Genomic DNA, 22,602 nt, shown 5'->3' with positions numbered 1-22,602 from the left:
GGAGACCGCACGGGCAGGGAGACGCGGATGCTGGATGGCCCAGAGCGCCGGCTCGTCGCGCTCGGCGGCGGCGCTGAGGCGCCGGGCCCGCGCTGGAGACCCGGGCGGGCGCCCCGCCCAGGCCACCCGTGGGACGAGGCGTCCGAGCGCGCGTCCGCCACGGGAGCGCGCCCGGCGCCGCCACCGGCACCGAGCGCGGACGAGAAGCCCGGTCGGCAGGCCAGGACCGGGCGGCCGGACGGCTCCGGGGCCCGCGCCGCGGCGGGCTGGGTGCCGTCCGCCAGGCAGCCGGAGGCGGCCGAGGCCGCGTGGCCGGGCGGGTCCCGAGACGCGGAGCCGGACACGGGGGAAGCGGGTGCGCCGCCGCCCCCGCTCGTGGACCAGTACGGGCACGGCATGGTCCACGGGGAGCTGGGGCTGGGCTCCTTTGAGTCACATCTGGCCGCCGCCGCCGGTTCCCACGGCGCGGCACCTCCCGGCACCACCTTCTTCGACAGCTGGACCGGCCTGGCCGTACGCCGCTGGTGCCCACCGCTCCTGGGCCTCGAACCGCACTGTGCTCCGGTGCGCTACCTCGCCAGGCGGCGCGAGCTGGGCGCCTACCGCGCCGGGCGGCTGCTGCTGCGGGGCACCGGCATCGAGACCTATCTGCTGGAGACGGGCGCGCCGAGCGAGCTGACCTCGGCCGCCGAACTGGCCGGTGCCGCCGACGCCCCCGTACGTGAGGTCGTCAGGATCGAACCCCTGGCCGAGCAGGTCGCCGACACCTCGGGAAGCGTCGACGCGTTCATCGCCAACGCCGCCGAAGCGCTCTACTCCGCGGCCCAGCACGCCATCGCCTTCGCCGCCGCCCCCGGCGCCGGTGAGGGCGAGCCGCCGGACCCGCACGCGGTGCGACGGGCCGCCGACCGCTGGCTCAGCGGCCGTGCGGCGAAGACTGCGCTGAACGATCCGGTGCTGCTGCGGCATCTGCTGTGGACCGCCGTGGCCACCGGGCTGCCCGTGCAGCTGCACGGCGGCGAGCCGGAGCGGACCGCTGAATTCCTCAACGCCACGGCCGGGCTCGGGACCGACCTCGTCCTGCTGCCCGGCCCCGCCGGGCATCGGCAGGCGGCGCGGCTCGCCGCGGTCTTCCCGCACGTGTACGCGGACGCGGGACCGCGCCCTGAGGACACCCTGAGCCAGGCGCCGTTCGGCAAGCTGCTGTTCTCGACGGGCGCGCGGGGACTCCCCGAGCTGTACGTGGTGGGGGCCAGGCTGTTCGCGGAGCGGATGAGGCGGCTGGCGGCAGCGTGGGTGGCGGACGGGGTGTGCGCCGCGCCCGAGGCGTGGCGGATCGCCGGCCTCGTGGCGTCGGGCAACGCCCGCCGGGTCTACCGGCTGGACGCGGAGGCGTCGGCGGTCGGCTGAATCGCCTCGTGCGCGCCGGTCGGCGCGGGAACGGCCGCCGGGACCGGTTCGCCACGCTCGCGCAGCACCAGGAACACCCGGAGCACCGCGATCCACACCAGGCACGAGCCGAGCATGTGCGTGCCGACGACGAACTCCGGCAGGTGCGTGAAGTACTGGACGTAGCCGATGACGCCCTGGGCGAGCAGCACGACCAGGAGTTCCACGACCGTACGGGAGGCGGCCTTCGGCGCGCTCACAGCCCGCAGCGTGAACCACAGGGCGATGGTCAGCCCGAAGACGATGTACACGAAGTCCACGTGCAGCTGTGTGATCTCCTGCCAGTCCAGCGGGATGCGGTGCACCTCGTTGGCGTCACCCGCGTGCGGGCCCGAACCGGAGACGACCGTGCCGATCACGATCAGCGCGGCGGCGGCGCCGACCAGCAGCCGGGCCAGCTCGCGGACCGGCCGTGGCACGAGGTCGCGGGGCTCGTCGTCGCCCTCGCGGGTCCGCTGCCAGCTCACCACGGCGACCGTGAGCAGGGCGGTGGAGAGCAGGAAGTGCGAGCTGACCACGTACGGGTTCAGGCCGGTCAGCACGGTGACACCGCCGACGATGGCATTGCCCATCACGATCCAGAACTGCGCCCAGCCGAGCCGGGTGAGCGAGCGGCGCATCGGCTTGTACGCGCGGGCGGCGATGATGAACAGGCCCACCACGGCGCACAGCACGTACGTCAGCATGCGGTTGCCGAACTCGATGACGCCGTTGATACCCATCGCGTGGGTCGGCGTCAGGCTCTCCTCGGTGCAGCTCGGCCAGGTCGGACAGCCAAGCCCGGACTGCGTGAGCCGAACGGCGCCGCCGGTCACGACGATGAGCACGGCCATCACCACGGTGGCGAGCGCGGCACGCCGCACGAAGCGCGCGGACGGCTGCCAGCGGCGGGCGATCAGCTCAAGGGGATTCCACGAATTCTGCACGAGCTCATGGTAGGCGGGACCTTGTGCACCGATTCACGAGGGGGGCGCTTACTCCCGGAAAGGACACACTCCCAAAATGGGCGTGCTCGCGGGAAGGACGCCTCCCGGACGCCTACTCCCAGCGGAAGAAGCGGGCCGCCGCGCCGAGCGCGAGCACCGCCCACCCGGTGAGCACACCGAGGTCCGCCCACGGCATCCCGGCCCCGTCCCGCAGTACGTCCCGCAGACCGCCGGAGAGCGCCGACACGGGCAGCGCCTGGAGAACGGCCTCCACTCCGCCGGGGAAGTTCTCCAGCGGCACGATCACCCCGCCGCCGAACAGCAGCAGCAGGAAGACGAGGTTCGCCGCGGCCAGCGTGGCCTCGGCCTTGAGCGTTCCCGCCATCAGCAGCCCCAGTCCGGAGAACGCGGCCGTGCCCAGCAGGAGCAGCAGCGCCACGATGGCCGGGTTGCCATGCGGCGACCAGCCGAGCGCGAGGGCGACCGCCGTCAGCAGCGCGATCTGCAGGACCTCGGTGACCAGCACCGCGCAGGTCTTGGCCGTCATCAGCCCCCAGCGCGGCAGCGGGGACGCGCCCAGCCGCTTGAGCACCCCGTAGCGCCGCTCGAACCCGGTGGCGATGGCCTGCCCGGTGAACGCCGTGGACAGCACGGCCAGGGCGAGGACGCCGGGGGCCAGGAAGTCGACGGCGTCGCCGTCTCCGGTGTCCACGATGTCCACGGCGCTGAACAGCGTCAGCAGCAGGGTCGGGATGATGATGACGAGCAGCAGCTGCTCGCCGTTGCGCAGCAGCAGTCGGGTCTCCAGCGCGGCCTGCGCCCGGATCATCCGGCCCAGCGGGGCGGCGCCCGGGCGGGGAGCGAACGTCCCGGCGGGCTCGGGGGAACCGGCGGAACCGGTGGTGTCAGCAGTGCCAGTTCTCACGCGCGCAGCTCCTTGCCCGTCAGCTCCAGAAAAACGTCCTCCAAGGTGTGCCGCTCCACCGTGAGGCGGTCCGGCAGCACCCCGTGCTGCGCGCACCAGGCGGTCACCGTGGACAGCAGCTGCGGATCGACGCTGCCGGTGACGCGGTACGAGCCCGGGGTCAGCTCGGCGGCCGCGCAGTCGGCGGGGAGAGCCTTGAGCAGCGAGGCGACATCGAGGCCGGGGCGGCCGGTGAAGCGCAGCGAGTTCTCCGCGCCACCGCGGCACAGCGCTTCCGGGCTGCCCGAGGCGATCACCTTGCCGCCGTCGATGATGGCGACGCCGTCGGCCAGCTGCTCGGCCTCGTCCATGTGGTGGGTGGTGAGCACGACGCTCACGCCGTCGGCGCGCAGCTCCCGTACGAGGTCCCAGGTCGCGCGCCTGGCCTGCGGGTCGAGTCCGGCGGTCGGCTCGTCGAGGAAGACCAGCTCAGGGCGGCCGACGACGGCCATCGCCAGCGCCAGCCGCTGCTGCTGGCCGCCGGAGAGCCGCCGGTAGACGGTGCGCCCGCAGCTCCCGAGGCCCAGCCGCTCGATCAGCGTGTCCACGTCCACCGGGTGGGCGTGCAGGGTGGCGGTGTGGCGCAGCATCTCCTCGGCGCGGGCGCCGGGGTAGACGCCGCCGGACTGGAGCATCACGCCGACGCGCGGGCGCAGCGCCGCGGAGTCGGCGAGCGGGTCGAGCCCGAGGACCCGCACGGTCCCGGCGTCCGGGCGCCGGTAGCCCTCGCACGTCTCGATGGTGGTGGTCTTCCCCGCGCCGTTGGGGCCGAGGACGGCGGTCACGCCGCCGCGCGCCACGGACAGGTTGAGCCCGTCCACGGCGGTCTTCGGCCCGTACCGCTTGACCAGGCCGACGACCTCGACGGCAGGCTCTTCTCGCATAGCGGGCAGTCTACGAAGGCGCTGGCGCCGGCTTGGCGGCAGGGCTTGCGGGGTGGCTCTTCGCCGGGGCGCGGGCCGGGTTCTGGGGTGCGAACTGTGTCCTCGAACGCCGGACGGGCTGTCTTTTGCCTGGACGGAGCTTGTTTTGCCCAGGTGGCTGGTCCGCGCGGCGTGTGAGTGGCGCTGTGCGTGTGTCCTCAAACGCCGGACGGGCTGTTAATGGCTGGTGCTGGTGCTGGTGCTGGTGCTGGCGGTCTGGAGCCAGTGTTTCGCGAAGGTGACCGCTTGCTGGAGGGGGAACAGGCGGCACTCGGCTTCGCCTGTTCGGCCGGTGGTCAGGGCGGGGCTGGCGGAGCGTTCGAAGGCGGTGCCGAGTTCGGCGAACGCGTCGCTGTCGATCACCGTGTCCTGGTAGGTCATCCAGCGGCGGCCCTGGGGCGTCGCCACGGCGCAGGAGAATTCCGTCGTCGGCGCCCCGGGCTGGTGGTATTCGGCGAGGTGGAACGCGGTGCAGCTGGCGAAGCCCGCGCCGAGCAGGAGGACCCTGGCCCCCACTTCCTCCAGCCGGGCCAGCGGGCTGCGCTCGCCGAGGCGGCAGTCGGGTTCGTGGCCTGCGGTGATCTTCTCGGCCGCCGGGCCGATGGCGGTGAAGGACGTCTGGGGGTGGGCGCTGCGCAGCGCGCCCGGCCAGCGGCGCGCGGTCTCGGGGATGACGCCCATGCCGTACGTCGGGGTGGTGCGCGGGTCGTAGGCGGGAAGCGAGTCGCGGACCGGCTGCCACCAGTCCGCGGGGATGGGCGGGTTCCGCCAGGTGGCCGGATCGGAGTTGTCCCCGCTGTGCGTGGGGAGGACCAGCGTGCCCTCGGCACCGAGCACATCGAGGAGGGCTTCGACGACGGTCACCGCCCCGCCGCTCACCCAGCCGAGCGCGGACAGCGAGGAGTGGGTGAGCAGCGTCTCGCCCTCGCGTACGCCGAGTCGGCGCAGGTCAGCGGCGAGTGACTGGCGGGTGCACAGGCGCCGGGTGGCGGGATCGAGGGGCATGAGGGGCAGCGTGCCGTAGGTGCGCGGGCGGCCGCCAGTGCTTTTCGGGGCCGGGCGAGCGGGCCTCGCGTAGATCATTTCCGCAGGTCAACTTAGGTTCCCCTAAGTGACGCAGCCCACCGAACGTCCATCCGTGCCGGGTTGTATCGGCCTGGGGAATTACGCAACAATGGCGTTGTGAAATACGCGAGCGAGGCCCGTTCCGAGGCCCACGGGAAGCCCGCGGCCCAGTCGGCCGCGCAAGGCCCCGTGCCCGCTCACGATGACCAGCGCAGTACGCGTAACCGCGTCGCGCGCTCCATTCTCGACCATGGCCCGTCCACCGCGGCCGATGTCGCCCAGCGCTTGAAGCTGACCCAGGCGGCCGTCCGCCGCCACCTCGACACCCTCGTCGCCGAGGGCGTCGTCGAGCCCAGGGAACAGCGGATCTACGGGGCGCGGGGCCGGGGCCGCCCGGCCAAGGTCTTCGCCCTCACCGACTGCGGCAGGGACGCCTTCGACCAGTCGTACGACGAGCTGGCCACCGACGCGCTGCGCTGGATCGCGCAGTCGGCCGGCGGGGGCCAGCTGGGCGAGGCCGCCGTCGCGGCGTTCGCCCGCGCCCGGCTGGCCGCCCAGGCCGTGGCGTACCGCGCCGCGGTCGACGCTGCCGCGCCCGAGGACCGTACCCAGGCCCTGGCCAAGGCATTGACCGCCGACGGGTACGCTGCTACGGCGCGCAGCGCACCCAATTCCCAGCTGGGTGAACAGCTCTGCCAGCACCACTGCCCGGTCGCCCACGTCGCTGAGCAGTTCCCGCAGCTGTGTGAGGCGGAGACCGAGGTCTTCTCCCATCTGCTCGGGACCCATGTGCAGCGTCTGGCCACCATCGCCCATGGCGACGGGGTGTGCACGACGTTCATTCCGAAGACAAAGTCCACTACAGCATCCGCAAGCACGTCCGGGAGGAAACCCGCATGACTCTCCCCACGGAGACTGCTCACCCTGAGCTTGAGGGCCTGGGCACGTACGAATACGGCTGGGCCGACTCCGACGTCGCCGGCGCCGGTGCCAAGCGCGGCCTCTCCGAAGAGGTCGTACGCGACATCTCCGCGAAGAAGTCCGAGCCGGAGTGGATGCTGAAGCTGCGGCTCAAGGGTCTGAAGCTCTTCAGCAAGAAGCCCATGCCGACCTGGGGCTCGGACCTCTCCGGTATCGACTTCGACAACATCAAGTACTTCGTGCGCTCCACCGAGAAGCAGGCCGCTTCCTGGGAGGACCTGCCCGAGGACATCAAGAACACCTATGACCGGCTGGGCATCCCGGAGGCCGAGAAGCAGCGTCTCGTCGCCGGTGTCGCCGCCCAGTACGAGTCGGAGGTCGTCTACCACCAGATCCGCGAGGACCTGGAGGAGCAGGGCGTTCTCTTCCTGGACACCGACACGGCGCTCAAGGAGCACCCGGAGGTCTTCCAGGAGTACTTCGGCACCGTCATCCCGGTCGGCGACAACAAGTTCGCCTCGCTGAACTCGGCCGTCTGGTCCGGTGGCTCGTTCATCTACGTCCCGCCGGGTGTGCACGTCGACATCCCGCTCCAGGCCTACTTCCGTATCAACACGGAGAACATGGGCCAGTTCGAGCGGACGCTGATCATCGTCGACGAGAACGCCTACGTGCACTACGTCGAGGGCTGCACCGCCCCGATCTACTCCTCGGACTCGCTGCACAGCGCCGTCGTCGAGATCATCGTCAAGAAGGGCGGCCGCTGCCGCTACACGACGATCCAGAACTGGTCGAACAACGTCTACAACCTGGTCACCAAGCGTGCCGTGGCCTACGAAGGCGCGACCATGGAGTGGGTCGACGGCAACATCGGCTCCAAGGTCACCATGAAGTACCCGGCCGTCTACCTGATGGGCGAGCACGCCAAGGGCGAGACGCTGTCCATCGCCTTCTCCGGCGAGGGCCAGCACCAGGACGCGGGCGCCAAGATGGTCCACATGGCCCCCAACACCTCCTCGAACATCGTCTCCAAGTCGGTGGCGCGAGGCGGTGGCCGCACCTCCTACCGCGGTCTGATCGAGATCGGCGAGGGCGCCAAGGGCTCCAAGTCCAACGTGCTCTGCGACGCCTTGCTGGTGGACACCATCTCGCGCTCGGACACCTACCCCTACGTGGACGTCCGCGAGGACGACGTGTCCATGGGCCACGAGGCGACCGTCTCCAAGGTCAGCGACGACCAGCTGTTCTACCTGATGAGCCGCGGCCTGTCCGAGGACGAGGCGATGGCCATGATCGTCCGTGGCTTCGTCGAGCCGATCGCCCGCGAGCTGCCGATGGAGTACGCGCTGGAGCTCAACCGGCTGATCGAGCTGCAGATGGAGGGCTCGGTCGGCTGATCGCAAGCCGCCCGTCCCGCCCGAGCAGCACTGTTTTCTGACGCAGAGAGAGAGCACCACGACAGCCATGGCTGAGAACACTCCCGCCGGCAGCACCACCGACGGCGCCATTCAGGTCGGGGGCCCGAAGCAGCCCATCGATGCCCGGGTCAGCGCCCCCGCCTCGTATGACGTGGCGGACTTCCCGGTGCCGCACGGTCGCGAGGAGGAGTGGCGGTTCACGCCGCTGGAGCGCCTGCGTGGCCTGCACGACGGCACCGCCGAGGCCAAGGGCGGCCTGCGGATCGACATCAGCGCCCCCGAGGGCGTCACCGTCGAGACCGTCGACCGCGAGGACCCCAGGCTCGGCCGCACGGGCAAGCCGGTCGACCGGGTCACCGCCCAGGCGTACAGCTCGTTCGAGAAGGCGTCGGTCGTCTCCATTCCCAAGGACACGGTGCTGACCGAGCCGGTGCGCATCGGCGTGCACGGTGAGGGCGGCGTCGCCTACGGACACCAGGTCATCGACGTCGGCGACTTCGCCGAGGCGCTGGTCGTCATCGACCACACCGGCGACGCGACGCTCGCGGGCAACGTCGAGTACCTCATCGGCGACGGCGCCAAGCTCACCGTCGTCTCCGTCCAGGACTGGGGCGACGACGCCGTGCACGTCGCGCAGCACACCGCGCTGATCGGCCGGGACGCCACGTTCAAGTCCGTCATCGTGACCTTCGGCGGCGACCTCGTCCGGCTCCACCCGCGCGTGGTCTACGGCGCCCCGGGCGGTGAGGCCGAGCTGTACGGCCTGTACTTCACCGACAACGGCCAGCACCAGGAGCACCGGCTGTTCGTCGACCACGACACCCCGCACTGCCGGAGCAACGTGGTCTACAAGGGCGCGCTCCAGGGCAAGGACGCCCACGCGGTGTGGATCGGCGACGTGCTCATCCGCGCCGCCGCCGAGGGCACCGACACCTACGAGCTCAACCGCAACCTCGTCCTCACCGACGGCGCGCGCGTCGACTCCGTGCCGAACCTGGAGATCGAGACCGGCGAGATCGTCGGAGCCGGCCACGCCTCGGCGACCGGCCGCTTCGACGACGAGCAGCTGTTCTACCTGATGGCGCGCGGCATCCCGGCCGATGAGGCCCGCCGTCTCGTCGTCCGCGGCTTCTTCGCCGAGCTTGTCCAGCAGATCGGCATCCCCGACCTTGAAGAGCGCCTGCTCACGAGGATCGAGGCCGAGCTGGAGGCGTCCGTCTGATGGTCGCCCCGTTCGTACGAGTCTGCGCGCTGGGCGAGCTCGAAGAGGACACCCCGAAGCGCGTGGAGCTGGACGGCGTCCCCGTCTCGCTCGTCCGCACCGAGGGCGAGGTGTTCGCGATCAACGACATCTGCTCGCACGCGAACGTCTCGCTGTCCGAGGGCGAGGTGGAGGACTGCTCCATCGAGTGCTGGCTGCACGGATCGAGCTTCGATCTGCGCACCGGCAAGCCGTCCGGACTGCCCGCGACGCGCCCCGTACCCGTATACCCCGTCAAGATCGAAGGGGACGGCCCAGAGGCTTCTGTGCTCGTCTCCGTCACCCAGGAGTCCTGAGGTACCCATGGCAACGCTTGAGATCCACGACCTGCACGTCTCCGTCGAGGCCGAGAACGGCCCCCAGGAGATCCTGCGCGGCGTCGACCTGACCGTGAAGCAGGGCGAGACGCACGCCATCATGGGCCCGAACGGCTCCGGCAAGTCCACCCTCGCTTACTCCCTCGCGGGCCACCCGAAGTACACCGTCACGGGCGGCACCGTGACGCTGGACGGCGAGAACGTCCTGGACATGACCGTTGACGAGCGCGCCCGTGCGGGCGTCTTCCTCGCCATGCAGTACCCGGTCGAGGTCCCCGGCGTCTCCGTCTCCAACTTCCTGCGCACCTCGGCGACCGCCATGCGCGGCGAGGCCCCCAAGCTGCGGCTGTGGGTCAAGGAGGTCAAGGAGGCCATGGCCCGGCTCTCCATCGACCCCTCCTTCGCCGAGCGCAACGTCAACGAGGGCTTCTCCGGCGGCGAGAAGAAGCGCCACGAGATCCTCCAGCTTGAGCTGCTGAAGCCGAAGATCGCCGTGCTGGACGAGACGGACTCCGGCCTCGACGTCGACGCGCTGCGGGTCGTCTCCGAGGGCGTCAACCGCGTCCGTGAGTCCGGCGAGGTCGGCACGCTGCTGATCACGCACTACACGCGCATCCTCCGCTACATCAAGCCCGACCACGTCCACGTGTTCGCGCACGGCCGGATCGCCGAGTCCGGCGGTCCCGAGCTGGCCGACAAGCTGGAGAACGAGGGCTACGAGGCGTACGTGAAGGGCGGCCCGAGCCTGTGACCGACGTACGCGAGGCCACCGGCCCGCGGACTGCCCGTACCCCCGGGGCGACAGCCCCGGGGAAGAGCGAAAGGGGAGGAGCATGACCCCACTGCCGGGCCTCCTCGACACCGAGGCGATCCGCAAGGATTTCCCGATCCTTGACCGCACGGTGCACGACGGCAAGCGGCTCGTCTACCTCGACAACGCCGCGACCTCGCAGAAGCCGCGACAGGTGCTTGACGCGCTCAACGGGTATTACGAGCGGTACAACTCGAACGTTCACCGTGGCGTCCACGTCCTCGCCGAGGAAGCGACCGCGCTGTACGAAGGCGCCCGCGACAAGGTCGCGACCTTCATCAACGCGCCGAGCCGCGATGAGGTGATCTTCACCAAGAACGCTTCGGAGTCGCTGAACCTCGTCGCGAACATGCTCGGCTGGGCCGATGAGCCCTACCGCGTGGACCACGAGACCGAGATCGTCATCACGGAGATGGAGCACCACTCCAACATCGTGCCGTGGCAGCTGCTCTCGCAGCGCACGGGCGCGAAGCTGAAGTGGTTCGGCCTCACCGACGACGGCCGTCTCGACCTGTCGAACATCGACGAGATCATCACGCCGAAGACGAAGATCGTCTCCTTTGTGCTGGTCTCCAACATCCTCGGCACCGTCAACCCGGTCGAGGCCATCGTCCGGCGGGCGCAGGAGGTCGGCGCGCTCGTGCTGATCGACGCCTCGCAGGCCGCGCCGCACATGGTGCTCGACGTGCAGGCGCTGCAGGCCGACTTCGTGGCCTTCACCGGCCACAAGATGTGCGGGCCGACCGGCATCGGCGTGCTGTGGGGCCGCCAGGAGCTGCTGGAGGACCTGCCGCCGTTCCTCGGTGGTGGCGAGATGATCGAAACCGTCTCGATGCACTCCTCGACGTATGCTCCCGCGCCGCACAAGTTCGAGGCGGGTACGCCCCCGATCGCCCAGGCCGTCGGCCTCGGCGCGGCCGTGGACTACCTCTCCGCGATCGGCATGGACCGCATCGAGGCGCATGAGCACGCGATCACCGAGTACGCGGTCCGCAGGTTCCATGAGGTCCCCGACCTGCGCATCATCGGCCCGGCGACGGCCGAGGACCGGGGCGCGGCGATCTCCTTCACACTCGGCGACATCCATCCGCACGATGTGGGCCAGGTACTCGACGAGCAGGGCATCGCGGTCCGGGTCGGCCATCACTGCGCCCGGCCGGTCTGCCTGCGGTACGGAATTCCCGCGACCACGCGAGCGTCGTTCTATCTGTACTCCACGCCGGCCGAGGTCGATGCCCTGGTCGATGGGCTGGAGCACGTACGGAACTTCTTCGGGTAGGGGCTGCTGACTCGTGAAGCTTGATTCGATGTACCAGGACGTCATCCTGGACCATTACAAGCACCCGCATGGGCGGGGGCTGCGGGATGGCGATGCCGAAGTGCACCACGTCAACCCGACCTGTGGTGATGAGATCACCCTGCGCGTACGGCTGGACGGCGACACCATCGCCGACGTGTCGTACGAGGGGCAGGGCTGCTCCATCAGCCAGGCGAGCGCATCCGTGCTCAACGACCTGCTGGTCGGCAAGGACCTCGCCGAGGCGAGGAAGGTCCAGGAGACTTTCCTGGAGCTGATGCAGTCCAAGGGCAAGATCGAGCCAGACGACGCCATGGAAGAGGTGCTGGAGGACGCGGTCGCGTTCGCCGGTGTCTCGAAGTACCCGGCACGAGTCAAGTGCGCGCTGCTGAGCTGGATGGCCTGGAAGGACGCCACAGCCCAGGCACTGGGTGAGGGCACTGGGAGGAAGATCGTATGAGCGAGAACGCAACGACCACCAAGCCCGCCAGCGAGGAGGAGGTCCGCGAGGCGCTGTATGACGTGGTCGACCCCGAGCTGGGGATCGACGTCGTCAACCTCGGGCTGATCTACGGTGTCCACGTCGACGACGCCAACATCGCGACCATCGACATGACGCTGACCTCGGCGGCCTGTCCCCTGACCGACGTCATCGAGGACCAGGCGAAGTCGGCCACCGAGGGCATCGTCAACGAGCTCCGCATCAACTGGGTCTGGATGCCGCCGTGGGGCCCTGACAAGATCACCGACGACGGCCGCGAGCAGCTGCGCGCGCTCGGCTTCAACGTCTGAGACGGTTGACGTCTGAGCCGGTTCTCGCGCGGGCATGACCCGCGCGGCGGCGGGTCCGACCCGTCACGCTGACATCACCATGCCCGCCAGGCAGACTGGCGGGCATGGCTGTTTCGCTGTACCAGATCGCCGTTGACGCCCACGACCCCAAGAGCCTCGCCGGCTTCTGGGCGCGGGTGCTCGACTGGCAGGTCGTCTACGAGGACGACGAAGAGATCATCATCGGTGCCGACGCCTCCGCGCTGCCCGGCATCGTCTTCCTCCCCGTGCCCGAGGACAAAGCGGGCAAGAACCGGTTGCACATCGACCTCAGCCCCGACGACGACCAGGCGGCGGAGGTGGAGCGCATCCTCGCGCTCGGCGCACGCCGCGCCGACGTCGGACAGGGGCCGGACGTGACCTGGACCGTTCTCACAGACCCTGAGGGCAACGAGTTCTGCGTCCTGTGGCCGAAGAAGACCCTGCTGGACTGAGGGAGTGGGCCGCCGTTCCCGCACCTCGCCGACGGGAGGTGGGAGCTCGGCACTTGGCACTTGGCACGATAATGCCGAGCGCGAACATCTCACGCTCGCATTGGCCGATACGGGCGACGCGAAATCGGCGGCTTCTCCCCGTGGGAACGGTCAGCCGACTGACGGCCCCGCCTCGCCGGTCCGATGACTGTGAGGCCCGATCGCTGCTCGTGGCCCACTTGACCGGCCGCGTCGTCCACTGAAGGAGAGCGCGTGCAACACCAGGCACAGCAAGAGGCGGCGAGCGCCGAGGTACAGGCTCGCATCCAGGACAGTTTTGACCGCCAAGGACTGATGGGCCATCTCGGTGCGCGGATAGCGCACATCGCGCCTGGACGCGTGCACATCATGCTCCCGAGCCGACCGGAAGTGACCCAGCAGAATGGCTACTTCCACGCGGGCGCCACCAGCGCCATCGCCGACACCGCGGGCGGCTACGCGGCATTCACACTGTTTCCCCCGAACAGCTCGGTGCTCACGGTGGAGTACAAGGTCAATCTCCTGGCGCCTGCCGAAGGCGATCACATCGAGGCGGTGGGAACGGTGCTGAAGTCCGGGCGCACGCTGACCGTGTGCCAGCTGGAAGTGTTCGGGGTCCAAGACGGTCGGCGGACACTCGTGGCGACTGGCCAGCAGACCCTGATCTGTCTGAAGGACCGCCCCGAACGGTGACCAGGGCGGGCGCCGGGGGCGCCGTGACGTCCTCCTCGGCCGGCGCACATGGCTCGCCGCACGGTAGTCGTCTCCACGGGGACGCGCGCGGCGTTCAAACCGGCAGGTTCCAGCCTGGACCGTCCTCGGTGCCGATCCACACGCGCTGCCCGGCGGACGAGACCGTGATGCCGAAGCCCTCCTGATGCGGCTCGCCGACTGCCTGCCAGTGTTGGACCGCCCTTTCGACCTGATCCCACAGACGTACCGGTCCGCGCTGCACGACCGTCCAACCTCCGTCGGGCCTGTGTGCCGTCCGCGCCTGCGAACCGGTGGAGACGTCCCAAAGGATTTGTTCTGCCCCCTCGCCCATGCGCTCGGCCGAGGGCGCGGCGAGCTGAGCAACCCAGCTTCCGGTCCACGTCCCGATGGTTGCCGGGTCGATCCGGCTCGGGCGCTCGTCGCCGGGCAGCAGAGCCAAGGCCGGGCGGGGCGGGCGGTCATGCGGGCGGGCAATCATGAAACTGGTGTACCCGGGCAGGAACCGGCCGGTGGCGGTGCCGGGGCCGGTTACGGTGAGCAGCGCCAACCCGGATGCGTAGCTCCACCCGGAGAGGGTGACCAGGATCTTCCCGCCCGGCCTCACCTGGTGCAGCCATGCCATGGGGAGGTAACGGACCGAACAGGTGGCGATCAGACGGTCGTATGCTCCTCCCTCCGGGTCTCCCCGCAAGCCGTCCCCGATGATCAGGCGAGGGGCGTATCCGGCGGCCTTGATGGCGGAGGCTGCGGCCCCGCCGATTAGCGGGTCGTACTCGATGCTGGTGAGACCGACGTCTCCGAGACGGTGAGCACCGAGAGCGGTCGAGTACCCGGTTCCGGTACCGATCTCCAACACCCGCTGGCCTGACTCGACACCGAGCTGACGCCACATGTGCAGCACCAGTGACGGCAAGGTGGATGAGGATGACGGAGAGCCCACCACGGTGCCGTCTGCGACGTCGTCGGGCCTGGTACGGCCGTCAAGCTGGGTGATGAGTGTCTGGTCGGTGTAAATTCCCCGCAGCCATCCGGCGTCGCCCTGGCGCACGGGCAGGTAGCGGGTCGGGACACTGCCGGGGACCTGTTCGAAGTATGACCCCGGGAACAGTTCCCGGGGAACCGTCGCGGCAGCACTGCGCCACGCGGGGTCAGTGAGTGTGCCGTCCTCGGTGAGCGCGTCCGCCAGGGCGGCGCGCAGTTGAGCAGATGTGCTCACGTGTCGAAGCCTTTCTGCAGCTGGTCAGCGAGGGCACGGGCGACCGCGTCGGTGATCTCGGCCGGCAGCCATGCCCACTGTCCGTTGGGGTTGCACTCCAGCAAGTACCAGGCGCCATCAGCGGTCACCGCGAAGTCGAACGCGCCGTACACCAGGCGGAAGTCGGCGAGGTAGGCAGCGATAGAGCACGCGACCGCTGCGGGCACATCGATCGGCGTGCACCGCATGAGGTTCTGCCGGTGGCGCCAGTCGAGATCGGGGCTGTCGATCCGGACTCCGGACAACCGATCGCCAACGACTGTCACCCGCACGTCGAACGCCTTGTCCACGGTGGCCTGGAACATGGAGCAATGCTCAGATCCTGTGGATCGGCTCGGTAGGGCGTACCTTCCCGAGTGATCGATCGACTGGTATCGAGTAGGCCGACGTTGGCGCGTCGGCCGGGAAGGCACGCCCGTGCTTACGGTAGTCAACGACGACGGCTCGACGCGAGATGGATCCCTGATCGACGAGATCGTCCGGGAGGGCGCCCGGCGGATGCTGGCCGCCGCGCTGGAAGCTGAAGTCGACACGTACATAGCCGAGTTGGTCGGTGAGAGAGACGATCAGGGGCATCGTCTGGTGGTCCGTAACGGACACCATCAGCCGCGGAAGGTCACCACGGCATCCGGGGTGATCGAGGTGAAAGCGCCACGCGTGAACGACAAGCGCATCGACGCGGCCACGGGTGAGCGCAAGCGGTTCTCCTCGGCGATCCTGCCGCCCTGGGCCAGGAAGTCCCCGAAAATCAGCGAGGTGCTGCCGCTGCTCTACCTGCACGGCCTGTCCTCCGGCGACTTCATGCCCGCGCTGGAGCAGTTCCTGGGCAGCTCGGCCGGCCTCTCCCCGGCCACGGTCACCCGCCTGACCGTGCAGTGGCAGGCCGACCACGCCGCCTTCGGCGAGCGCGATCTGTCCGAGGCGGACTACGTCTATGTCTGGGCCGATGGCATCCACCTGAAGGTCCGCCTGGAGCTGGCGAAAGCCTGCGTGCTGGTGCTGATGGGCATGCGCGCCGACGGCACCAAGGAACTCATCGCGATGGCCGACGGCTACCGCGAGTCGTCGGAGTCCTGGGCGAACCTACTGCGGGATGCCGCACGGCGCGGGATGCGCGCTCCCATCCTCGCGGTGGGCGACGGCGCGCTGGGCTTTTGGAAGGCCCTTGCCGAGGTGTTCCCGGCAACGCGCCCACAAAGATGCTGGGTTCACAAAACCGCGAATGTCCTCGACAGCCTCCCGAAGTCGGCCCAGCCGGCGGCGAAGAAAGCGGTCCAGGACATCTATAACGCGGAAGACCGCGAGCACGCGGCCCGGGCCGTGAAGGTGTTCGCCAAACAGTACGGCGCGAAGTTCCCCAAGGCCGTCAAGAAGATCGTCGATGACGAGGACGAGCTGCTGGCGTTCTACGACTTCCCCGCCGAGCACTGGATTCACCTGCGGACCACCAACCCCATCGAGTCGACCTTCGCAACCGTCCGCCTGCGGACCAAGGTCACCCGCGGCGCCGGCTCCCGCGCGGCCGCCCTCGCGATGGTCTTCAAACTCGTCGAGTCCGCCCAGGCTCGCTGGCGGGCCGTGAACGCACCCCATCTCGTTGCCCTCGTCCGAGCCGGAGCCCACTTCGAACGCGGCCAACTCGTCGAACGCGCCGAAGCCGACGCAGCCTAAGTGGTCTGCGGCCGAAATCCTTCGGGGGTTGATCAAGCTGCCAGCGCGGTGGAGAATTCTTCCTGTCGGTCGAGTGTGGCTCGGTCGAGCCGGGCCAGCAGATCGTCCAGGTCGGTGGTGGTGAACTTCCACTGGAACGGCTGTGCTGTGGCGTTGTATCGGTCTTCGAAGGCTCGGAGCCGGTCCCGGATCTGGTCGAGGTTCGTGAAGTCGTTGGGTGCCACGACTTTGCGCTGGACGACGGAGAAGAAGATCTCGATCTGGTTTACCCAAGAAGCGTGGACCGGGGTGTGGATCATGACGGCGTTGGGAAACGCCCTGGCCAGGCGGTCGATGGCCCTCTGTCCGCGGTGGGAGGAGCCGTTGTCGACGATCCAGAAGACGCGTTTCGCGCTGGCGTAGGGCTCGCTGGTCATGACCTGGGTGACCAGCTTCATGAAGGGCACGATGCCGGTGGTGGGCTCGCAGCGGCCCATGACGTGGGCGCGGTGGACGTCGTAGGCGGCCAGGTAGGCCAGTGCGCCGCCGCGCCGGTACTCGTGGTTGACGCGCATCGCCCGGGCCTGGCCGGGGGCCAGGGTGGGGTGGCAGCGGCAGCGGGCCTGGATCGAGGTCTTCTCGTCGCTGGAGAGCACGTACTCGTCCGCTCCCAGCGCGACGCCCTCGAAGACGCCGGCGTACAGGTCCATGATGCGAGTGGCCTTGGCCCGGAAGTCCGGGTCGCGGATGAAGATCCAGGACCGGTACTGCCACGGCTTGAGTGCGTCCTGCGCCAGCCAGCGGCGCACGGTGGTGGCGGAGATCGAGCCGGCGAGGCGGCGCGCGACGACCTCGCGTGCCAGTTCCGGGCACGACCAGCGCGACAGCGGGGTCCCGGTCTCGGCGGGCAGTTGGCAGGCCAGCGCCTTGACCTCGGCGACTTGCACCGTGGTGAAGCGCCGCGGACGTCCGCAGGGCCTGCGGTCCGCCAGCGCGGGCAGGCCCCCGTCGGTGAACCGGCCCCGCCAGGTGCGCACGGTGTCCAAGTGCACTCCCGTCTCGCGGGCGATCGTTACGTTGCCGCGCCCCCGAGCGGCGTGCAGCACGATCTGTGCCCGTACCCGGTCCTGGTGCGCGGTCTTGTGACCGTAGGCAGCCTTCTTCAGACGGTGGCGTTCGGCGGCGGTCAGGGATATCGGGCGGGCGGCGGCAACGGGCATGGCAGGCAGGCCGATCAGCAGAAGTGGACCATTTGTGCGTCCGCAGGCCCCGGCGGTCGCCCTTCCTCCGTGAGGGCGGCGCCGGGGCTTTCTGCCTGTCCGGGATTGTCCTCCGCTTGAATCGGGGCATCTGGGTGGCAACCGTCGGCGCAGGCCGCCGGGAACCTCAGCCGAGGCTGACCGTGCGGGTACAGGTCTTACCGGAAGGCGGCGATGTGGCGCTGGACCCAGTCGGCGAAGGTGCGGGGCGCGCGGCCGAGAACCCGCTCGACGTCGGGGCTGATCCGCTGCTCGGCGGGGTTGGGCTCGCCGAGGATGCTCAGGGTGGTCTCGACCACGATCTCGGGCATGAACTGCAGCATCTGTGCGCGGGCCTCGTCGGGGGTCTGCTCGATGAACCGGATCGGCTCGCCCAGCGCGTCACCGATCGCCTCAGCCCGTTGCCGGGGCGTGGTGAGGGCGGGCCCGGTCAACTCGTAGACCTGCCCTGCGTGACCGTCCTCGCGCAGGGCTGCGGCGGCGACCTCGGCAATGTCGGCGGGGTCGATGGTCGTCAGGCCGACGTCACCGAACGGCGCGGCGACTGTCCGCTGGGCACGGACCGACTCGACCCAGGCGTACGCGTTGGAGTTGAAGCCACCGGGCCGCAGGATCGTCCAGTCCATGCCCGACTGCCGGACAGCGTCCTCCCTGGACCGTCCCACACCGCCGTGGGAGGACGACTGCGGTCGGGTTGCGATTCCCTGGGAGGACAGCAACACGATGCGTGCTACTCCGCCGGCTTTCGCAACGTCGAGGATGTCTCGTGGGCTGAACGGGTGCGCACTGCCACCGCCGTCGTGCAGGAACAGCGCGTCAGCCCCGTCGAGAACAGACCGAAGACTCTCAGGGGCGGTCACGTCCGCCTGCCGGTGCCGGACACCCTCCGGCAAGGCCACCTCTGAGTTTCCTCGGGACACCGCCGTCACCTGCTCACCGGCTGCCGCGAGTGCCCGCACAAGCGGTCGTCCGACGTTGCCGGTCGCTCCCAGTACTACGATCATGAACAACTCCCGTGTCACTTCACCGTGTTCTTCACGCCCGAGCGGGCGAGAACGCCGCTGGGCGGGGTGGCCTCGCTGCGGCCCGGTGAAGCTAACACCGTCGATATAGTAGGTACCTAGAGGAAAGTGACTATCCGTAAGGGGATCCGCATGGCCGGCAAGGCAACTTGGATGGCACTTGCGCCGACCGACTCCGAACATGCCTGTCCGATCGGCCCGGTCGTGGACATCGTGTTCAGCCGGTGGACCACACCCATCCTGTGGACCCTCAACATGCACGGCCGGCAACGGTTCGTTGAGCTGCAACGACGGATCGCCACGATCACACCGAAGGTGTTGACCCAGCGGCTACGGCAACTCGAACGCGACGGCATGATCGTGCGCACCTACCACCCAGAGATTCCGCCTCGGGTCGAGTACGAGATCAGCGAGCTCGGCCGCAGCCTCGCCCCGCTGTTCGCCCATCTCGCCGAATGGGCCATCACCAATCTCGACAGCGTCGAACGGGCCCGGCACGACTACGACACCGATTTGGCGCGGTAGCGCGTCAGCAAAGACAGCCCCAACCTTGGCGCAACCTCCAACAACGGTGCACTGAACGGGTGGCGGCCTCGGCAGGCTCAGAGCGCCCTCGACTGCGCCGCCCAGATCCACCCCCGCCTTCGACCTGCCAACGCACATGCCCACGACCAGCTCCAGAGTCAACCCCCGAAGGACTTCGGCCGCAGACCACTAAGGATGATCAGAGCGATCAACGCCCCACCCGGGCTGCTGCACCACTCACACGGGACGTGTGGCCTCCGGCGTCAACAGTGTCTCGTAGTGGGCGGACCGTTCGTCGAACCGTGCCAGGACGGCCCTTGCCTCGGCCGGGACGTGCGCGACCTCATAGTCCGGGCCGATGAACTCCCGGACGACGTCGATCGAGTCGAACAGCATGATGGTGGCGAACTCGACCTCACCCCTGTCGAGCGGACGCCGAAGCAGGTAGGCGCCGTGGTAGCCGGCGAGCTTGCGCTCGGCGATGGCGGGCAGCACACGCGTGCTGACGATCGACTCGTATGCGTCGGCGTTCTCGGGTGCCGTCCATCCCCGCCAGATTCGAACGATCATGCGCACAGATTACAGGTGCCGATGGGCAATCCACAGGTCTTGACAATTGCTCTGGAACACCATGTGTGGGCACACGGTTACAGCCTGCGTGATCTCACGGCTGTGTACTTCGCGTACCCACACGCTGTGCGGCTGGTCGTCCACACGGTAGTGCGTGGTTCCACACGGGCTTGTAGACCACTCCGCCGGGCGCACGTGCTGCGAAGTCCCGGGCTTCGTGTGCGTCGCTGGTGACCAGCGTGTTGGGCACCAGGAAACCGTGCCGTTGCGCGGTCGCAAGCTGAGCGGGCTTGTGCTCGGCCGCGCGGTTGTTCCACGGGTGGTTGACATAGTGCGCTCCGGGGAGGGAAGCGAGGATGCCTCCGGTTCCCCAATGGGACTGCTCTGCGGCGAACCTGCGGTCTTGCCCGTCCAGTCCGGGAGGACCTTGGTAGGGCGAAGGTCTGCGGAACCAGACGGACCGCACCTGTGTGAGATCGAGCTCCCGACTCGCGGTGCGCAGGATGCCCCGCTGTTCACCTGTGCCGTACGTGGCGGACAGCGAGGCGCCCGCGTGCGGGTCGGTTCCGGGGTCGAAACGGACCACGGGAACCTGTCGCTCAGCCAGTATTCGCAGCACGACATCTGAGGTCACGTCATAGCTGTTGGTCAGCACCAGCACCGACCCGCGTTGGTCGGCCATCAGCCAGACTGATCCTGGTCATAGGACTCAGTGCTGTCGGAGTCGGTCGCCCCGCCAGGCCCGGCGCCGTCGCCCGGGGTCGTCGTCGTGGGTGTGAGCCCGCTGGTGCTGGTGCCGTGGTCGCCCAGCTCGACGGTGCGCCCGTGCTCGTCTGCGATCACAGCGATCTACGTTTCGGGGTCGATCACGGGCGTGAACTGCGGGACCGTGGCGGTGAGCGCGTACGGCCCCATTCTGCCAGTGCCCCATGGGGCGGGCGTCTGCGTCATCTGTGCTTTGCCTCCGTCTCATGCTGCTGCAGTCAGTCGTAGCTGCTCGACCAACCGGACGAGTTATGCGGACCTACCCCGGACGGACAGGTCTGTCCAGGAGAGGGCTTGTGCCGGGTCACGTTGGGCGGCCCGCACATCTGCCGGTGGGCCGTGTTTCGAACAACTTCGCCAAGTTGCGGAACGTGCAAGGCTTATGGGGTGTGACTGAGCGCTTTAATTGGCCAGTTGAGTATTCAGTTGTGCGCCCGGCGTCCCGGCTCAAGCATCGGCATCACGAACCCAAAGCGGTGGTGGCTGTCCCAGCGTCGGTGTTCTGCCCAGGCCGACCTGCCGTAACGAGGTAGTAGTCAAGGATCCGTTGCTCGTAGGCGCGCAGAAAGTTCCGCGGCCAGGTTCCCGGGGCCCACCACTGGCTGAGCCAGAGGTCCCACCCTGGCCAGACATGCGGCCCGATCGACTCGACGCGCACGCTCGTCAATCCGGCCTCCATGAGCGCATCAGCGAGCGCCTTCACCGGCCGTGCGATGTCCAGGCCGCTGGCGTACGTATCCAGCAACCGCGCGAGTTCCTCAGGCCGACCGGGCGCGTCGTCCACGGTGAAGAAGCTGGCGACAGCCACCCGGCCACCCGGTCGCAGCACCCTCCACGTCTCTGCTGCGAAGGCGCTGAGATCCGGGAAGTGCTGAGCGGCCTCCACGCTGATGACAGCGTCGAACTCACCGTCTTCCAACGGCATGCTCTCCGCAGCCCCCTGGACGAACCGCAGCCGTGCCGGCTCCTTCCGAAGCAGGTCGGCATGCGCGCTGCGCGCCCGCCGCAGCTGCTCCGGATGAATGTCCATGCCGGTAACCGTGGTGGAGCCGTATTCCCGCAAGGTGACCACGCATCCCATGCCAAGCCCGCAGCCCACTTCCAGAACTTTCGGCCCTCGCGGCAGCCCCGCGGCGTCCAGGACATGACGGTAGAGATCCTCCTGGCTGCGGATCCGCTCCACCTCGCTGAGCGGCAGGCCAAGGTCCATGGCTTGCCAGTACCCGAAGTTGATGAACCCTCCGGCGAAGATTCGATGGCCGCTTAGATCAGCCGGACCGTATGTCTCCTGTACCACGGGCCGCATGGCGGGGTGAACCCGCTGAGCACCGCCTGACACTGTGCCGCACCTCCTGAAAGCGCCCCCGCCGCGTAGTCGTACGCGGTTCTTTACGATCCCGTGCCGCCCGTGTGAGCTACTGGACTCAACCGTGACAACGCCGCGCACGGCAGAAGGGGACGGGCAGGACCGAGGACCGATCGTGGCCGTTTCGTCGCCGACAGGACCGCGCTAACCGCCTACCGGTGCCGAGGTCGTCGATGACGACGTCCCAGCATGGCAGGCCTCCTGTGGCTACAGAAGCCATTTCAGCGGCCCACCCGTCACAAGGCCGGCACGAAGCCACGGCGGATCAGCCAAAGGCAAGCTCATCTGGCCAAGTGCAACACTCACTGGCCAGCTGAAGCGCTCAGTCACAATGGGGCCTTCCCTCGCCCAACACCGTCCGCTTTTTTCGTAAGCGCTGTGCTACCAAGGATCGGCGCGCGGGCGCACGATTGTCCAGCTGCCGGCCAGTGCCCACGCCGTCATGCCGCACACTCCGGAACCACTGGGACGGAGTGTTGGAAGTGGCTGAGGCGATGAGTTGCGCGTACTGCGGCCGAGGAAGAACCTTCTGGACCGAGCGAGCCGGTGTGAGTCCGACGACGGCGCGAAGTCATGGGGCCTCCTCATGGCCGCGGATCACCCGAGCGTAGTAGGTGACCACGCGGCGGAACAGGTCGTGCCCGGGTGGCGTCCGGTGTGGCGCAGACACCAGTCCTGGGCATCCTCCTGCCGCTCCAGACCACCGGATTCGGCACGGCAGCCGACCGTCATATAGAACGCGTCATACGTCACGCCGGACTCCGGTGGCGCACGCGTTGTACTCAGCGGCAAAACCCCCGATGGTGTCCGCCAGCGGATCTGGGCACACCTGTTGGTCCAC

The 22,602-nt window shown here is 68.9% G+C and carries 24 protein-coding genes and 2 pseudogenes; 13 read left to right on the top strand and 13 right to left on the bottom strand.

Features of this window, described 5'->3' with window-relative positions:
• Positions 1–396: 396 nt before the first annotated feature.
• Positions 397–1,410 carry an amidohydrolase gene (locus AC5P1B_RS15485; RefSeq protein WP_493887920.1) on the top strand — a complete coding sequence of 338 codons (1,014 nt, stop codon included), beginning with the start codon at positions 397–399 and terminating at the stop codon, positions 1,408–1,410.
• On the opposite strand, the gene AC5P1B_RS15480 is transcribed toward AC5P1B_RS15485, so the two are convergent.
• The 4 genes from AC5P1B_RS15480 to AC5P1B_RS15465 all read right to left on the bottom strand — a co-directional run bounded on the left by AC5P1B_RS15480 (position 1,374) and on the right by AC5P1B_RS15465 (position 5,267).
• The gene (locus tag AC5P1B_RS15480) at positions 1,374–2,375 is read right to left on the bottom strand and encodes a COX15/CtaA family protein (protein WP_493887694.1); all 1,002 of its coding nucleotides are present in this window, start codon (positions 2,373–2,375) and stop codon (positions 1,374–1,376) included. The two genes, AC5P1B_RS15485 and AC5P1B_RS15480, sit on opposite strands and share 37 nt — an antisense overlap.
• Positions 2,376–2,487: 112 nt before the next feature.
• Complete coding sequence (locus AC5P1B_RS15475; RefSeq protein ID WP_493887919.1) at positions 2,488–3,204, bottom strand: ABC transporter permease; 717 nt, start codon at positions 3,202–3,204, stop codon at positions 2,488–2,490.
• Positions 3,205–3,296: 92 nt separating this feature from the next.
• Complete coding sequence (locus AC5P1B_RS15470; RefSeq protein ID WP_493887693.1) at positions 3,297–4,223, bottom strand: ABC transporter ATP-binding protein; 927 nt, start codon at positions 4,221–4,223, stop codon at positions 3,297–3,299.
• Positions 4,224–4,439: 216 nt separating this feature from the next.
• Positions 4,440–5,267 (bottom strand): AAC(3) family N-acetyltransferase, encoded by an 828-nt coding sequence (locus AC5P1B_RS15465; RefSeq protein ID WP_493887692.1) that lies wholly within the window; start codon positions 5,265–5,267, stop codon positions 4,440–4,442.
• A gap of 177 nt (positions 5,268–5,444) precedes the next feature.
• Between AC5P1B_RS15465 and AC5P1B_RS15460 the strand changes: the two genes are divergently transcribed.
• From AC5P1B_RS15460 to AC5P1B_RS15415, 10 genes are all read left to right on the top strand, one after another.
• Entirely contained in the window at positions 5,445–6,227 is a 783-nt protein-coding gene (locus AC5P1B_RS15460; protein WP_493887690.1) for a helix-turn-helix transcriptional regulator, read from the top strand.
• On the top strand, positions 6,224–7,645 hold the full coding sequence (sufB, locus tag AC5P1B_RS15455; protein ID WP_493887689.1) for a Fe-S cluster assembly protein SufB: 1,422 nt from the start codon (positions 6,224–6,226) through the stop codon (positions 7,643–7,645). The genes AC5P1B_RS15460 and sufB overlap by 4 nt, the downstream gene beginning before the upstream one ends.
• A 67-nt stretch (positions 7,646–7,712) precedes the next feature.
• Positions 7,713–8,888 (top strand): Fe-S cluster assembly protein SufD, encoded by a 1,176-nt coding sequence (gene sufD / locus AC5P1B_RS15450; RefSeq protein ID WP_493887688.1) that lies wholly within the window; start codon positions 7,713–7,715, stop codon positions 8,886–8,888.
• A complete protein-coding gene (locus AC5P1B_RS15445) occupies positions 8,888–9,223 on the top strand; it encodes a non-heme iron oxygenase ferredoxin subunit (protein WP_493887687.1) in 336 nt (111 codons plus the stop codon). Before sufD ends, AC5P1B_RS15445 begins: the two co-directional genes overlap by 1 nt.
• A 7-nt stretch (positions 9,224–9,230) precedes the next feature.
• On the top strand, positions 9,231–9,995 hold the full coding sequence (sufC, locus tag AC5P1B_RS15440) for a Fe-S cluster assembly ATPase SufC (RefSeq protein ID WP_493887686.1): 765 nt from the start codon (positions 9,231–9,233) through the stop codon (positions 9,993–9,995).
• An 82-nt stretch (positions 9,996–10,077) separates the two neighbouring features.
• Entirely contained in the window at positions 10,078–11,334 is a 1,257-nt protein-coding gene (locus AC5P1B_RS15435) for a cysteine desulfurase (RefSeq protein ID WP_493887685.1), read from the top strand.
• 13 nt (positions 11,335–11,347) lie between these two features.
• Positions 11,348–11,812, top strand: coding sequence for a Fe-S cluster assembly sulfur transfer protein SufU (sufU, locus tag AC5P1B_RS15430; protein ID WP_493887684.1), 465 nt, complete (start codon positions 11,348–11,350; stop codon positions 11,810–11,812).
• Positions 11,809–12,144, top strand: a complete 336-nt coding sequence (locus AC5P1B_RS15425; protein ID WP_493887683.1) for a metal-sulfur cluster assembly factor — start codon at positions 11,809–11,811, stop codon at positions 12,142–12,144. Before sufU ends, AC5P1B_RS15425 begins: the two co-directional genes overlap by 4 nt.
• A gap of 104 nt (positions 12,145–12,248) precedes the next feature.
• Positions 12,249–12,617, top strand: a complete 369-nt coding sequence (locus AC5P1B_RS15420; protein ID WP_493887682.1) for a VOC family protein — start codon at positions 12,249–12,251, stop codon at positions 12,615–12,617.
• Between the two features lie 333 nt (positions 12,618–12,950).
• A complete protein-coding gene (locus tag AC5P1B_RS15415) occupies positions 12,951–13,328 on the top strand; it encodes a PaaI family thioesterase (protein ID WP_493887918.1) in 378 nt (125 codons plus the stop codon).
• Between the two features lie 94 nt (positions 13,329–13,422).
• On the opposite strand, the gene tgmC is transcribed toward AC5P1B_RS15415, so the two are convergent.
• Together tgmC and AC5P1B_RS15405 are read right to left on the bottom strand one after the other, a co-directional pair.
• Positions 13,423–14,565 carry an ATP-grasp peptide maturase system methyltransferase gene (gene tgmC / locus AC5P1B_RS15410; RefSeq protein ID WP_493887681.1) on the bottom strand — a complete coding sequence of 381 codons (1,143 nt, stop codon included), beginning with the start codon at positions 14,563–14,565 and terminating at the stop codon, positions 13,423–13,425.
• Positions 14,562–14,909, bottom strand: coding sequence for an MvdC/MvdD family ATP grasp protein (locus AC5P1B_RS15405; protein WP_493887680.1), 348 nt, complete (start codon positions 14,907–14,909; stop codon positions 14,562–14,564). Before AC5P1B_RS15405 ends, tgmC begins: the two co-directional genes overlap by 4 nt.
• Positions 14,910–15,021: 112 nt before the next feature.
• Between AC5P1B_RS15405 and AC5P1B_RS15400 the strand changes: the two genes are divergently transcribed.
• Positions 15,022–16,275 carry an IS256 family transposase gene (locus AC5P1B_RS15400; RefSeq protein ID WP_493887679.1) on the top strand — a complete coding sequence of 418 codons (1,254 nt, stop codon included), beginning with the start codon at positions 15,022–15,024 and terminating at the stop codon, positions 16,273–16,275.
• 32 nt (positions 16,276–16,307) lie between these two features.
• On the opposite strand, the gene AC5P1B_RS15395 is transcribed toward AC5P1B_RS15400, so the two are convergent.
• Positions 16,308–17,474, bottom strand: a complete 1,167-nt coding sequence (locus tag AC5P1B_RS15395; protein ID WP_493887678.1) for an IS630 family transposase — start codon at positions 17,472–17,474, stop codon at positions 16,308–16,310.
• Between the two features lie 197 nt (positions 17,475–17,671).
• Positions 17,672–18,517, bottom strand: coding sequence for an NAD(P)H-binding protein (locus tag AC5P1B_RS15390; protein ID WP_493887677.1), 846 nt, complete (start codon positions 18,515–18,517; stop codon positions 17,672–17,674).
• A gap of 150 nt (positions 18,518–18,667) precedes the next feature.
• Here AC5P1B_RS15390 and AC5P1B_RS15385 point away from each other — a divergent pair, with 150 nt between their 5' ends.
• Entirely contained in the window at positions 18,668–19,060 is a 393-nt protein-coding gene (locus AC5P1B_RS15385; protein ID WP_493887676.1) for a winged helix-turn-helix transcriptional regulator, read from the top strand.
• Between the two features lie 237 nt (positions 19,061–19,297).
• Here AC5P1B_RS15385 and AC5P1B_RS15380 read toward each other — a convergent pair whose 3' ends face one another.
• From AC5P1B_RS15380 to AC5P1B_RS15360, 5 genes and pseudogenes are all read right to left on the bottom strand, one after another.
• Positions 19,298–19,630, bottom strand: a complete 333-nt coding sequence (locus tag AC5P1B_RS15380; protein ID WP_493887675.1) for an antibiotic biosynthesis monooxygenase — start codon at positions 19,628–19,630, stop codon at positions 19,298–19,300.
• 60 nt (positions 19,631–19,690) lie between these two features.
• A pseudogene (locus AC5P1B_RS15375) lies at positions 19,691–20,312 on the bottom strand (MvdC/MvdD family ATP grasp protein); the annotation flags it as partial.
• Positions 20,312–20,545 (bottom strand): annotated as a pseudogene (gene tgmA / locus AC5P1B_RS15370) (putative ATP-grasp-modified RiPP). The pseudogenes AC5P1B_RS15375 and tgmA, both read right to left, overlap by 1 nt.
• 310 nt (positions 20,546–20,855) lie before the next feature.
• Positions 20,856–21,605, bottom strand: a complete 750-nt coding sequence (locus AC5P1B_RS15365; protein WP_493887674.1) for a class I SAM-dependent methyltransferase — start codon at positions 21,603–21,605, stop codon at positions 20,856–20,858.
• A 753-nt stretch (positions 21,606–22,358) separates the two neighbouring features.
• Positions 22,359–22,514: a DUF7848 domain-containing protein gene (locus AC5P1B_RS15360; RefSeq protein WP_493887673.1), complete on the bottom strand. Its 156-nt coding sequence runs from the start codon at positions 22,512–22,514 to the stop codon at positions 22,359–22,361.
• Positions 22,515–22,602 lie beyond the last annotated feature (88 nt).

The organism is Streptomyces sp. A01, from assembly GCF_059026195.1.
Note: the sequence above shows the minus strand (reverse complement) of the source record. Positions and strands in the feature narration are given on the sequence as shown.

Coding starts and splice junctions, on each gene's coding strand:
- AC5P1B_RS15485 (WP_493887920.1), top strand. CDS start 397: ATGGTCCACGGGGAGCTGGGGCTGGGCTCCTTTGAGTCACATCTGGCC.
- AC5P1B_RS15475 (WP_493887919.1), bottom strand. CDS start 3,204: ATGATCCGGGCGCAGGCCGCGCTGGAGACCCGACTGCTGCTGCGCAAC.
- AC5P1B_RS15470 (WP_493887693.1), bottom strand. CDS start 4,223: ATGCGAGAAGAGCCTGCCGTCGAGGTCGTCGGCCTGGTCAAGCGGTAC.
- AC5P1B_RS15465 (WP_493887692.1), bottom strand. CDS start 5,267: ATGCCCCTCGATCCCGCCACCCGGCGCCTGTGCACCCGCCAGTCACTC.
- sufB (WP_493887689.1), top strand. CDS start 6,224: ATGACTCTCCCCACGGAGACTGCTCACCCTGAGCTTGAGGGCCTGGGC.
- sufD (WP_493887688.1), top strand. CDS start 7,713: ATGGCTGAGAACACTCCCGCCGGCAGCACCACCGACGGCGCCATTCAG.
- AC5P1B_RS15445 (WP_493887687.1), top strand. CDS start 8,888: ATGGTCGCCCCGTTCGTACGAGTCTGCGCGCTGGGCGAGCTCGAAGAG.
- sufC (WP_493887686.1), top strand. CDS start 9,231: ATGGCAACGCTTGAGATCCACGACCTGCACGTCTCCGTCGAGGCCGAG.
- AC5P1B_RS15435 (WP_493887685.1), top strand. CDS start 10,078: ATGACCCCACTGCCGGGCCTCCTCGACACCGAGGCGATCCGCAAGGAT.
- AC5P1B_RS15425 (WP_493887683.1), top strand. CDS start 11,809: ATGAGCGAGAACGCAACGACCACCAAGCCCGCCAGCGAGGAGGAGGTC.
- AC5P1B_RS15420 (WP_493887682.1), top strand. CDS start 12,249: ATGGCTGTTTCGCTGTACCAGATCGCCGTTGACGCCCACGACCCCAAG.
- AC5P1B_RS15415 (WP_493887918.1), top strand. CDS start 12,951: ATGGGCCATCTCGGTGCGCGGATAGCGCACATCGCGCCTGGACGCGTG.
- AC5P1B_RS15405 (WP_493887680.1), bottom strand. CDS start 14,909: ATGTTCCAGGCCACCGTGGACAAGGCGTTCGACGTGCGGGTGACAGTC.
- AC5P1B_RS15395 (WP_493887678.1), bottom strand. CDS start 17,474: ATGCCCGTTGCCGCCGCCCGCCCGATATCCCTGACCGCCGCCGAACGC.
- AC5P1B_RS15390 (WP_493887677.1), bottom strand. CDS start 18,517: ATGATCGTAGTACTGGGAGCGACCGGCAACGTCGGACGACCGCTTGTG.
- AC5P1B_RS15385 (WP_493887676.1), top strand. CDS start 18,668: ATGGCCGGCAAGGCAACTTGGATGGCACTTGCGCCGACCGACTCCGAA.
- AC5P1B_RS15380 (WP_493887675.1), bottom strand. CDS start 19,630: ATGATCGTTCGAATCTGGCGGGGATGGACGGCACCCGAGAACGCCGAC.
- AC5P1B_RS15365 (WP_493887674.1), bottom strand. CDS start 21,605: ATGGACCTTGGCCTGCCGCTCAGCGAGGTGGAGCGGATCCGCAGCCAG.